A 10,899-nucleotide genomic window follows, 5' to 3' on the forward strand; every position below is an offset into this window, starting at 1 on the left:
CTATCGGTGGATCTTCAACCGCAGAACGGCTCCTGCGGTTGCAGATCCACCGATAGGACGCGCGAACGCAGAACGGTGGGTCAAGAACGCAGAAACGAAGAACCTTGCGTCGAGGGCAAGCTCAGACCAGACCCCGAGACCCGAAGCCGCCCCCAGGCCCGCTGCCGGTCGAGGCCCTTTCGGAAACCGACTCCAGCACCAGCCGAGGCAGCGCACCAGCAACCACAAGCCTCGGCAGGCTGCGCATCAGCAAACCCAGACCCCCTGCGGCAGCCGGACCGAAGGACTCAGCCGTCCTGGAGGAGGGCGCCGGCGCGGCGGGCGTCGGCGAGGACGGTGTCGAGGTCGTCGCCGGTGACGGTGACGTGCCCGACCTTGCGCCCGGGCTTCACACCCTTGCCGTAGAGATGCACCTTGGCGTGCGGGACGGCGCTGAGCACGACGGCCTCCTGGGCCTCGAGGTCCTGCACGGCGCCGCCGAGCACGTTGACCATGACCGTCCACGCGTGGTGCGGGGTCGTGGGGCCGAGGGGCAGGTCGAGCACGGCCCGCAGGTGGTTCTCGAACTGGCTCGTGGCGGCACCGTCGATGCTCCAGTGGCCGGTGTTGTGCGGACGCATCGCCAGCTCGTTGACGAGCACGCGTCCGTCGGCGGTCTCGAACAGCTCGACGGCGAGCATGCCCGTGACGCCGAGCTGCTCCGCCACGCGGACGGCGACGTCGGTGGCCTCCTGCGCGAGCGCGGGATCGAGGTCGGGCGCCGGTGCGACGACCTCCTTGCAGATGCCGTCGACCTGGGTCGACTGCACGACGGGGTAGGCGACGACGTCACCCGACGGGGTGCGGGCCACCTGGGCGCTGAGCTCGCGGCGGAAGTCGACGAGCTCCTCGGCCAGGATCTCCCGTCCCTCGGCGAACGCCGTGGCGAGGACCTCGGCCGCGTCGTCGGCGCTGCGCACCACCCACACGCCCTTGCCGTCGTACCCGCCGCGGGTCGTCTTCAGCACGGCCGGGTAGCCGAAGTCCGCGAGCTCCTCGAGGGCCTCCTCGACGTCGCCGGGGAGGAGCAGGAAGAGCGGGCACGGCAGCCCGAGGACGCTCAGCCGCACGCGCATCTCGCCCTTGTCCTGCGCGTAGAGCAGGGCGTCGGGCCCGGGCCGCGGCGCGTGACCTTCGGCCTCGAGCGCCCGCAGGTGCTCCGGCGGGACGTGCTCGTGGTCGAACGTGACGACCGGGCTGCCCGCGCAGACGGCGCGCAGGTCGTCGAGGTCGGTGTGGTCGCCGACGAGGTGGTCGGGCACCACCTGGGCTGCGGAGACGTCGGGGCCCTCGGCCAGCAGCCGGATCCGCAGGCCCAGCGCGACGGCCGGGACCTGCATCATGCGGGCGAGCTGGCCGCCCCCGACGACGGCGAGGTGCGGTGTCAGCGACATGCCCGCAGGATATCGACCGTCGGACGCGGTCCTACCAGCGCCTGACGGTGCGGGGCCGGAACGCGCGACGCCGGCTGACGGTGATCGGCGAGACGTTCCCGAACCCGCGCAGCGGCCGTGGCGGCAGGGTCCGCATCTCGAACTCCTCGTCGGTCAGGTCGGCCGCCGTGGCGTCGTCGACGAGGACCCGGTTGCTTCGCGCGACGTGCGACAGCCGCGCAGCGAGGTTGACGGGCGGGCCGAACACGTCGCCCAGGCGGCTGATGACCGAGCCGGTCGCGAGGCCCACCCGGACGTCGGGCAGGTCGTCGCGCGACCCGATGTTCGCCACCAGCTCCAGGGCGGTGAGCGTCGCCTCGCGCGGGTCGGGGTTGACGAAGAGGACGGCGTCGCCGAGCGCCTTGATGACACGACCGTCCCGCGACGTGACGACGTCGGTGCACCGGGTCTCGAAGTTCTCGACCAGTTCACCGAGGCGCACGTCGCTCAGCGTGTTGGTCATGGCCGTGAACCGGGAGAGGTCGGCGAAGCCGATGCTCATGGTGGTCGACAGCAGCTCCGCGTCGACCGCGCCGAGCGCCTCGAGCCGGCCGGCGGCCGCCGCGAGGTGGCGCCGCCACGCGTAGAGCAGCAGCCGGTCGAAGCCGGGGGCGACGTGCTCGGCGATCGCGACCGCGCTCTCGAGCCGGCTGCTCGCGCGACCGGCGTCGACGTCGGCCTCGACCTGGTCGACGATCGTCTGCACCTCCCAGTCCGCGAGTCGGGCGAGCGTCTGGCCGAGCGCTCGCGTCATGCGGAAGATGGTGCGCTCCTCGAGCAACCCCTCGTCGAACGCGGCGGCGACGAGGCGCGCGGCCGCGACGTCGTGCTCGCCGTAGGCGGGGACGTCGCCGCTGTCGGCGAAGCCGAGCGAGCGCCAGAGCCGCTCGGCGCGGTCGAGGTCGAGCCCCGCCTGCTCGGCGACCTGCTCGCCGGTGAGGTCCATCCCCTCGTGGAGGATCAGCCGGGCGAGCTCGTCACGCAGGTCAGACCGACTCATCGCTCCCCCGGTGCGCGGCGAACACGAGGTCGCTGACCTGGCGGTGGAAGGACTCGACGTGCGGGATGTCGCGCAGCTCGAGGCCGGCCTCCTCGCTCGCGTTGTGGATGATGAGCGTGCCGCAGCCGAGGATCCGGTCGTTGAGGTTCTTCTCGTAGGAGACGTCGTTGATCCGGCTGAGCGGGATGACCCGACCCTCACGGGTGAGGATGCCCTTCTGCTCGACGAGGCGCTGCGTGGTGAGGCTGTAGGTCCACGACAGCCAGCGCAGGAACGGCAGCACGCTCCCCCACAGCACGACGACGACCGCGATCGCCACGACGGCCCACCGGACGTAGCCGTCGCCGGAGCCGCCCGCCCTGGCCGCGAGGAAGCTGCCCGCGAACGCGACGGCGAGCAGGATGACCAGCGGGACGAACAGGACCTTGACGTGGGTGCGCGTCGTGGTGACGACCTGTTCGCCGTCCATCATGAACTTGCGGGAGAGCGCCATGCCCGAATCCTCCCACGGCGGGCCCGGGCACCGGGAGGGATCACGGCTCCTGACGGGCGGGTCTCCGGCCGCTCAGGGCGCGGGCCGCACGTGCGTGACGTCGCCGGCGCTGATCGCACGTCCGGCGACCACCAGACGACCCAGGGGGTCGACGTCGTCGGCTCGTCCCCGCAGCACGGACCCGTCGGGCAGGTCCACCTGGACGATGGAGCCGAGCGTGACGCAGCGCTCGAGGTAGTCAGCGCGCAGCAGGGTCGGGTCGCCGGCACCGGCGACCCACCGCCGGTAGAGACGCTCCAGGTGGCCGAGCAGGATCTGCAGCACCACGCCGCGGTCGGTGGTGGCCGCGCCCGCGAGCGCGAAGGACGTGGCCGTCGGCACGGGCAGCTCCTCCCGCGTCAGGGTCAGGTTGATTCCGATGCCGAGCACGGCGGCGGCGCCGGCGGGCCCCTCCGCCCGCTCGACGAGGATCCCGCAGAGCTTGCGCCCGTCGACGAGCACGTCGTTGGGCCACTTCAGCCCCGACGCGACCCCGCAGTCGCGGGCCGTGAGGTCGACGGCGATGCCCGCGAGCAGCGGCAGCCACGTCCACTGCGGCAGCGCCACGGCGTCGGGGCGCAGCAGGACGGAGACCACCAGGCCCGAGCGCGGGGGCGCCTCCCAGCGTCGGTCGAGCCGACCGCGCCCGGCCGTCTGGTGCTCCGTGGTGACGACGAGACCCTCGGGCGCACCCTCGGCGACGGCGGCGACGACGTCGGCGTTGGTGCTCGCGGTGGTGCTCGACACCTCGACCGCGGTCCACAGCCCGCCGCCGACGAGCAGCGCACGCCGCAGCTCCTCGACGTCGAGCAGGGGCCGGTCGGGGGTCGGGGTGCCGCCGGCCGAGGCAGGAGGCGGGGCGGAGGTCGAGGCGTCCATGCGGCAAGCCTCACACAACGCAGAAGCCCGTCCCTCGCTACTCTGACCCTCGTGAGCGAAGCAGAGATCGAAGAGCGTCCGGAGCTGCACACGACCGCGGGCAAGCTGGAGGACTTCCGGCGACGCCGTCACGAGGCCACCGTCGAGGTCGCCGAGCGGGCTGCGGAGAAGCAGCACGCCAAGGGTCGTCAGAGCGCGCGCGAGCGCATCGAGCAGCTCTTCGACGAGGGCTCGTTCGTCGAGCTCGACGCCCTCGCGCGTCACCGTTCCACCAAGTTCGGCCTGGAGAAGAACCGTCCGCTCGGCGACGGCGTCATCACCGGCTATGGCACGATCGACGGCCGCCAGGTGTGCGTCTTCAGCCAGGACTTCTCGATCTTCGGCGGCAGCCTCGGCGAGGTGTACGGCGAGAAGATCACGAAGGTCATGGACCTCGCCATCAAGACGGGCTGCCCGATCATCGGCATCAACGAGGGTGCCGGCGCTCGCATCCAGGAGGGCGTCGTCTCGCTCGGCCTCTACGGCGAGATCTTCACGCGCAACGTGCACGCCTCGGGCGTCATCCCCCAGATCTCGATGATCATGGGCACGTGCGCCGGCGGCCACGTGTACTCCCCCGCCGTCACCGACTTCACGATCATGGTCGATGAGAAGTCGAACATGTTCATCACCGGCCCGGACATCATCAAGACGGTCACCGGCGAGGACGTCACGATGGAGGAGCTGGGCGGCGCGCGCACCCACAACACACGCAGCGGCAACGCCCACTACCTCGCCTCCGACGAGGAGGACGCGATCGAGTACGTGAAGGCGCTCATCTCCTTCCTCCCGCAGAACAACATGGAGGAGGCGCCCGTCTACGACGAGGTCGCCGACCTCGAGCCGACCGAGACCGACCTGGCGCTCGACACGCTCATCCCCGACTCGGCCAACCAGCCGTACGACATCCGCACCGTCATGGAAGCCGTCCTCGACGACGGCGACTTCCTCGAGGTCCAGCCGCTCTTCGCCCCCAACCTCGTCATCGGCTACGGCCGGGTCGAGGGCCGCGCCGTCGGCGTCGTGGGCAACCAGCCCATGCAGCTCGCCGGCTGCCTCGACATCGACGCGTCCGAGAAGGCCGCGCGCTTCGTGCGCACGTGCGACGCCTTCAACATCCCGGTGCTGACGTTCGTCGACGTGCCCGGCTTCCTGCCCGGCACGGAGCAGGAGTGGAACGGCATCATCCGCCGCGGCGCGAAGCTCATCTACGCCTACGCGGAGGCCACCGTCCCGCTCGTCACGATCATCACGCGCAAGGCCTACGGCGGCGCCTACGACGTCATGGGCTCCAAGCACCTCGGCGCCGACGTCAACCTGTCGTGGCCCACCGGCCAGATCGCCGTCGTCGGCGCCTCGGGCGCGGTCAACATCCTGTACCGCCGCGAGGTGGCGGCAGCCGACGACCCCGAGGCCAAGCGCGCCGAGCTGATGACCGAGTACGAGGACACGCTCTGCAACCCGTACGTGGCGGCCGAGCGCGGCTACATCGACGGCGTCATCGAGCCCTCGCAGACCCGCGCGGAGGTCGTGAAGGCCCTGCGTCTGCTGCGCACCAAGCGCGAGACGCTGCCGCCCAAGAAGCACGGGAACATCCCGCTGTGATGGCCGGCGAGACGACCCCCCAGGACGAGGGGACCGAGACCACCGCGGCACCGGTCACGCCGGTGCTGCGGGTGGTCCGCGGCGACCTGACGCCCGAGGAGCTCGCCGCCCTGGTGGCGGTCGTCGCGGCGCGCAACGCGGCCGCGGCCCACGCGGCCGCGAATGCCGCTGGCCCGAAGCCGCGCAGCGAGTGGGGCCACCCCTCTCGCGCGGCGCGCACGCCGCTGCGCGTGGGGCCCGACGCCTGGCGTCGCTCCGCCTGGGCCTGACGGCCGTCGCATGACCCTGCGCCACGAGACCGACCTGTCCGTGGCGGACTGGGTCGTGCGCGCCGACGCGCCCTGGGCGGCGCTGGCCACCCAGGGCGCGCCGGGCCTCCCCGCGTACGCCACGGTCCACTTCGACGGCGAGGACGCCGACCCCTACCGTCCCGACCCGGACGTCGTGGCGCTCGTGACCCGCCTCGCCGCCGAGCACACCACCACCCCGGAGCGGTGCTGGTTCGCCCTGTGGGAGGGCTGGGGCGAGCTGGAGGGCGGCGGAAGGGTCTACGCCGAGATGGACCCGCACCGCCTGTTCGGTCGGCTGTTCCGCCAGCCGCCTCCGCTGGAGGTCGCGCCGGCCTTCGACCGCTCCGTGCTCGACGCACCGCGCGCCGACCTCGCGGGCGAGCGCGCCTACCTGCTGTTCGCCGGCGCAGCCGCCGACGTCGGCGTCTGGGGCGCCCGACCACCACGACCGGGCTGGCCCGCCGACCTGCCGCAGGCGTCGCTCACCTGGCCCGCCGACCACGCCTGGTGCATCGCCTCCGACGTCGACCCGTCGTGGTTCACCGTGGGCGGGTCCCCCGGGCTCGTCGACGCCGTGCTCGCCCACCCGGACCTGTGCGCGGAGCCCGCGACGTACGGCTTGCTCCCCCAGGAGCGGTGACTTCTCCACCGAAGCCGGCCGAGAGGTGTCCCCTCCACCGTCCCAGCGCTGTGACGGTGGAGGACGCACCGCTCGTCGCCGGAGGGACGCATTCGGTGGAGAAGTCACCGCTCGGGACGGGAGCGTGACCTGCCACGATGGGCGCATGGTGCGCATGGTCCTGGCCTCCCAGTCCCCCGCCCGGCTCGCGACGCTGCGGGCGGCGGGCATCGAGCCGGAGGTGGTGGTCTCCGGGGTCGACGAGTCGCAGGTGACCACCCACGACGCCGCCAACCTCGCGGCCGCGCTCGCCCAGCTGAAGTGCCGTGCGGTCGCGTCCGGCGTCGACGACCCCGACGCGCTCGTCGTGGGCTGCGACTCCGTGCTGGCCTTCGAGGGCGAGATCCTGGGCAAGCCGGGCGACGCCGACACCGCGCGGGCCCGCTGGCGGCGCCTGCGCGGGCGGTCGGGCGTGCTGCACACCGGGCACTGCGTGCGCCGCGGCGGGCGCGAGGTCGTCGACAGCGCGTCGACCGTCGTGCACTTCGCCGACGTCAGCGACGCCGAGATCGACGCCTACGTGGCCACCGGGGAGCCTCTCCACGTCGCCGGCGCCTTCACCATCGACGGCCTCGGCGGGGCCTTCATCCGCGGCATCGAGGGCGACCACCACTGCGTCGTCGGGATCAGCCTGCCGCTGCTGCGCGACCTCGTCGCCGACCTCGACGTCGTCTGGACCGACCTCTGGAACCGTCCCCCGGCCTGACCAGGTGGCGCGATCCGGCCCTCGACGGCCCGCGCACGTGGGACCATGGGTGATGCCCACCTCGCGCCGCCACCATGCGTCCAGCCCCTTCGAGCGTCCCGTCGAGGTGCCGGACGAGGTCTACGAGGTCGACGCGCGCGTCAGCCACGACACCTGGGGCCTGGGCCGCATCGTCAGCCTCCAGGGCACCCGCTCGGCGCAGGTCGACTTCGGCGACCAGGTGCGGCACGTGCCGCTGCCGTGCCGCGCGCTCGTCACCCTCTGACGCCGCCGCAGCCCGCCGTCATTCGACGGGCAGGCCCAGACCGCGCGCGATGAGCATGCGCTGCACCTCGCTCGTGCCCTCGCCGATCTCCAGGATCTTGGCGTCGCGGTAGAAGCGCGCCACCGGGTACTCCTCCATGAACCCGTACCCGCCGAAGACCTGCGTGGCGATCCGCGTGCCCGTGACCGCCGCCTCCGTCGAGTACAGCTTCGCCACGGAGGCGGCCTGCTTGACCACCGCGTACGGCGCCCCGGCGTCCTTGAGGCCGGCCGCCCGGTAGGTGAGGGCGCGCGCCCCCTCCAGCAGCACGGCGAGGTCGGCCACCTGGAACGCGACGCCCTGCTTCGCCCCGATCGGGACGCCGAACGTCTGCCGCTCGCCCGCGTACTGCACGCACAGGTCGAGGCAGGCCTGCAAGCAGCCGACCGACAGCGCGGAGATCGCGATGCGTCCGTCGTCGAGGGTGGCCAGGAACTGCGCGTAGCCGCGTCCGCGCTCCCCCAGCAGGTGGTCGGCCGGCACGCGGGCCCCGGTGAACGTCAGCGGGTGGGTGTCGGAGATGTGCCAGCCGAGCTTGTCGTAGGCCGGCTCGGCGACGAAGCCCGGCGTCCCGGCCGGGAGCATGATCGCCGAGATCTCGGGCCGTCCGTCGGGACGCTCCCCCGTACGTGCGGTGACCGTGACGACGGACGTCAGCTCGTTGCCGGAGTTGGTGATGAACTGCTTCGCGCCGTCGACCACCCAGGTGTCGCCGTCGAGCACGGCCCGCGTGCGGGTGGCGCCGGCGTCGGAGCCCGCGCCGGGCTCGGTCAGCCCGAAGCCGGCGAGCGTGCGCCCGGCCACCAGGTCGGGCAGCCAGCGCTCCTGCTGCTCGGGCGTGCCGTAGGCGACGATCGGGTTGATGCCGAGACCGACCCCCGCCTGCAGGGTGATGCCCAGGGACTGGTCGACCCGACCCAGCTCCTCGATCGCGACGCACAGGCTCGTGAAGTCGCCGTCGGCGCCGCCGACGGCCTCCGGGGCCGTGAGGCCGAACAGCCCGAGGTCGCCCATCGCGCGCACGACGTCGACCGGGAAGTGGTGGTCGCGGTCCCACTGCGCCACGTGGGGCGCGATCTCGGCCTCCGCGAACTCCCGGACGGTGCGGCGGAAGTCCTCGTGCTCGCGGGAGAGACCTGTCATCGATGCAGCGACCATGGCGCGAGCCTAGCACCGCGGGTTAACGGTCGTTAACCTGTACGAGAGGGGACGCGCGACCGGCGTGACGTACCTCATCCGGCCACGACCGCCCACTCCCCCTAGACTCAGCACGCGGTGCGGCCCCCCGCCCAGCCTGTCCATCCCGAGGAGAGTGTTCGTGAGCAAGCCCCTGCAGAAGGTCCTGATCGCCAACCGTGGCGAGATCGCGGTCCGCGTCATCCGAGCCTGCAAGGACGCCGGCATCGGCAGCGTCGCCGTCTACGCCGAGCCCGACCGCGACGCGATCTACGTGCGCATGGCCGACGAGGCCTACTCGCTCGAGGGCGCGACCCCGGGCGACTCCTACCTCTCGATCGAGAAGATCATCGCCGTCGCGAAGCGCTCCGGCGCCGACAGCGTCCACCCCGGCTACGGCTTCCTCGCCGAGAACGCCGACTTCGCCCAGGCCGTCATCGACGCCGACCTCGTCTGGATCGGCCCGCCGCCCTCGGCCATCGACGCCCTCGGCGACAAGGCCAAGGCCAAGCAGATCGCCGAGCGCGCCAACGCACCGCTCGCACCCGGCACCAAGGAGCCCGCGAAGGACGCCGACGAGATCATCGCCTTCGCCGAGGAGCACGGCCTGCCCGTCGCGATCAAGGCCGTCTTCGGCGGCGGCGGACGCGGCCTCAAGGTCGCCCGCACGATCGAGGAGATCCCCGAGCTCTTCGAGTCGGCCACCCGCGAGGCGGTCGCCGCCTTCGGCCGCGGCGAGTGTCTCGTCGAGAAGTTCCTCGACAAGCCGCGCCACGTCGAGACCCAGTGCATCGCCGACCAGCACGGCAACGTCGTCGTGGTCTCCACGCGCGACTGCTCGCTGCAGCGCCGCCACCAGAAGCTCGTCGAGGAGGCGCCCGCGCCGTTCCTGTCCGACGACCAGCTGAAGCGCCTCTACGACTCCTCGAAGGCCATCCTGAAGGAGGCCGGCTACTACGGCGCCGGCACCTGCGAGTTCCTCGTCGCCCGCGACGGCACCATCAGCTTCCTCGAGGTCAACACCCGTCTCCAGGTCGAGCACTGCGTCTCCGAGGAGGTCACCGGCATCGACCTCGTCCGCGAGATGTTCCGCGTCGCCGCCGGCGAGGAGCTCGGCTACGGCGACCCCGAGATCATCGGGCACTCCATCGAGTTCCGCATCAACGCCGAGGACGGCGGCCGCGGGTTCCTGCCCGCCCCCGGCACCCTCACGAAGTGGGCTCCCCCGTCGGGCCCCGGCGTCCGCCTCGACGGCGGCTACGAGGAGGGCCAGACCGTCCCCGGCGCCTTCGACTCGCTCGTCGCCAAGCTCATCGTCACCGGCCGCACCCGCGAGCAGGCGATCGAGCGCTCGCGCCGCGCGCTCGATGAGTTCGTCGTCGAGGGCATGCCGACCGTCATCCCCTTCCACCGCGACGTGCTCGACAACCCGGCCTACAACGCCACCCAGCCCGACGGCACCCCCGGCTCCTTCGACGTGTACACCACGTGGATCGAGACCGACTACGACAACCAGCTCGAGCCCTACAGCGGCCCGTCCGAGACCGCCGAGCCTGGCGAGCGCGAGCGCGTCGTCGTCGAGGTCGCCGGCAAGCGCGTCGAGGTCGTCCTCCCCGGCGGCCTCGGTGCCGTCGCCGCCTCCGGTGCCGCGGGCGGCGCCAAGAAGCCGAAGCGCGCGGGCGGCAAGGCTGCCGGTGCCGCCGTCTCCGGCGACTCGCTCACCTCGCCCATGCAGGGCACCGTCGTCAAGGTCTCCGTCGAGGAGGGCCAGGAGGTCGCCGCCGGCGACACGATCCTCGTCATCGAGGCCATGAAGATGGAGCAGCCCATCACCGCGCACAAGGCCGGCACCGTCACCGGCCTGTCCGCCGAGATCGGCGCCACCATCGGCGCCGGCGAGGTCGTCGCCACCATCGCCGACGCACCCGCCGCCGAGTAGCACCGCACCACCACCCGGCGCCGGTGGCCTGGGTCGTGACGGTGCTGCTGGTGTGGGCCGCCGGCGTGGCGTACGGCGAGGTGGACACCCAGGCTCCGGCCGAGGTCCCGCCCGTCGCCTCCTGACGGCCGGCAGGACTACTCCGGCGGGAGTGCGCGGCGGAATGACACAGCGCCGGTGACCCGCCCGTAGGGGCAGGCCACCGGCGCCGGGTGGTGGTGCGGTGCTACTCGGCGGCGGGTGCGTCGGCGATGGTGGCGACGACCTCGCCGGCGCCG

The 10,899-nt window shown here is 72.5% G+C and carries 11 protein-coding genes; 6 read left to right on the forward strand and 5 right to left on the reverse strand.

What is annotated here, in order from left to right; all coding sequences use genetic code 11:
* Positions 1 to 287: 287 nt before the first annotated feature.
* From A6Q79_RS09840 to A6Q79_RS09855, 4 genes are all read right to left on the reverse strand, one after another.
* Positions 288 to 1,433 (reverse strand): 5-(carboxyamino)imidazole ribonucleotide synthase, encoded by a 1,146-nt coding sequence (locus A6Q79_RS09840; RefSeq protein ID WP_286689318.1) that lies wholly within the window; start codon positions 1,431 to 1,433, stop codon positions 288 to 290.
* A gap of 31 nt (positions 1,434 to 1,464) precedes the next feature.
* A complete protein-coding gene (locus A6Q79_RS09845; RefSeq protein WP_067855418.1) occupies positions 1,465 to 2,472 on the reverse strand; it encodes an adenylate/guanylate cyclase domain-containing protein in 1,008 nt (335 codons plus the stop codon).
* Positions 2,459 to 2,965 carry a PH domain-containing protein gene (locus tag A6Q79_RS09850; RefSeq protein ID WP_067855415.1) on the reverse strand — a complete coding sequence of 169 codons (507 nt, stop codon included), beginning with the start codon at positions 2,963 to 2,965 and terminating at the stop codon, positions 2,459 to 2,461. The genes A6Q79_RS09845 and A6Q79_RS09850 overlap by 14 nt, the downstream gene beginning before the upstream one ends.
* Positions 2,966 to 3,037: 72 nt before the next feature.
* Entirely contained in the window at positions 3,038 to 3,883 is an 846-nt protein-coding gene (locus A6Q79_RS09855) for a biotin--[acetyl-CoA-carboxylase] ligase (RefSeq protein WP_286689319.1), read from the reverse strand.
* Between the two features lie 51 nt (positions 3,884 to 3,934).
* Between A6Q79_RS09855 and A6Q79_RS09860 the strand changes: the two genes are divergently transcribed.
* From A6Q79_RS09860 to A6Q79_RS09880, 5 genes are all read left to right on the forward strand, one after another.
* Positions 3,935 to 5,527: an acyl-CoA carboxylase subunit beta gene (locus tag A6Q79_RS09860; RefSeq protein WP_286689320.1), complete on the forward strand. Its 1,593-nt coding sequence runs from the start codon at positions 3,935 to 3,937 to the stop codon at positions 5,525 to 5,527.
* Entirely contained in the window at positions 5,527 to 5,796 is a 270-nt protein-coding gene (locus tag A6Q79_RS09865) for an acyl-CoA carboxylase epsilon subunit (protein WP_286689321.1), read from the forward strand. Before A6Q79_RS09860 ends, A6Q79_RS09865 begins: the two co-directional genes overlap by 1 nt.
* A 10-nt stretch (positions 5,797 to 5,806) precedes the next feature.
* Positions 5,807 to 6,457 carry a hypothetical protein gene (locus tag A6Q79_RS09870; protein ID WP_286689322.1) on the forward strand — a complete coding sequence of 217 codons (651 nt, stop codon included), beginning with the start codon at positions 5,807 to 5,809 and terminating at the stop codon, positions 6,455 to 6,457.
* Between the two features lie 145 nt (positions 6,458 to 6,602).
* A complete protein-coding gene (locus A6Q79_RS09875) occupies positions 6,603 to 7,202 on the forward strand; it encodes a nucleoside triphosphate pyrophosphatase (RefSeq protein WP_286689323.1) in 600 nt (199 codons plus the stop codon).
* Between the two features lie 52 nt (positions 7,203 to 7,254).
* Entirely contained in the window at positions 7,255 to 7,467 is a 213-nt protein-coding gene (locus A6Q79_RS09880) for a hypothetical protein (RefSeq protein ID WP_286689324.1), read from the forward strand.
* 18 nt (positions 7,468 to 7,485) lie between these two features.
* On the opposite strand, the gene A6Q79_RS09885 is transcribed toward A6Q79_RS09880, so the two are convergent.
* Positions 7,486 to 8,664, reverse strand: a complete 1,179-nt coding sequence (locus tag A6Q79_RS09885; RefSeq protein ID WP_236749821.1) for an acyl-CoA dehydrogenase family protein — start codon at positions 8,662 to 8,664, stop codon at positions 7,486 to 7,488.
* Positions 8,665 to 8,818: 154 nt separating this feature from the next.
* Here A6Q79_RS09885 and A6Q79_RS09890 point away from each other — a divergent pair, with 154 nt between their 5' ends.
* On the forward strand, positions 8,819 to 10,621 hold the full coding sequence (locus A6Q79_RS09890; protein WP_286689325.1) for a biotin carboxylase N-terminal domain-containing protein: 1,803 nt from the start codon (positions 8,819 to 8,821) through the stop codon (positions 10,619 to 10,621).
* Positions 10,622 to 10,899 lie beyond the last annotated feature (278 nt).

It is taken from the genome of Aeromicrobium sp. REDSEA-S32_B7 (genome assembly GCF_001626145.1).
Lineage (GTDB): Bacteria > Actinomycetota > Actinomycetes > Propionibacteriales > Nocardioidaceae > Aeromicrobium > Aeromicrobium erythreum.

Bases quoted from the DNA above. Each gene is read 5' to 3' on its own strand.
- A6Q79_RS09840 (WP_286689318.1), bottom strand. From the start codon at position 1,433: ATGTCGCTGACACCGCACCTCGCCGTCGTCGGGGGCGGCCAGCTCGCC.
- A6Q79_RS09845 (WP_067855418.1), bottom strand. From the start codon at position 2,472: ATGAGTCGGTCTGACCTGCGTGACGAGCTCGCCCGGCTGATCCTCCAC.
- A6Q79_RS09850 (WP_067855415.1), bottom strand. From the start codon at position 2,965: ATGGCGCTCTCCCGCAAGTTCATGATGGACGGCGAACAGGTCGTCACC.
- A6Q79_RS09855 (WP_286689319.1), bottom strand. From the start codon at position 3,883: ATGGACGCCTCGACCTCCGCCCCGCCTCCTGCCTCGGCCGGCGGCACC.
- A6Q79_RS09865 (WP_286689321.1), top strand. From the start codon at position 5,527: ATGGCCGGCGAGACGACCCCCCAGGACGAGGGGACCGAGACCACCGCG.
- A6Q79_RS09870 (WP_286689322.1), top strand. From the start codon at position 5,807: ATGACCCTGCGCCACGAGACCGACCTGTCCGTGGCGGACTGGGTCGTG.
- A6Q79_RS09875 (WP_286689323.1), top strand. From the start codon at position 6,603: ATGGTGCGCATGGTCCTGGCCTCCCAGTCCCCCGCCCGGCTCGCGACG.
- A6Q79_RS09880 (WP_286689324.1), top strand. From the start codon at position 7,255: ATGCCCACCTCGCGCCGCCACCATGCGTCCAGCCCCTTCGAGCGTCCC.
- A6Q79_RS09885 (WP_236749821.1), bottom strand. From the start codon at position 8,664: ATGGTCGCTGCATCGATGACAGGTCTCTCCCGCGAGCACGAGGACTTC.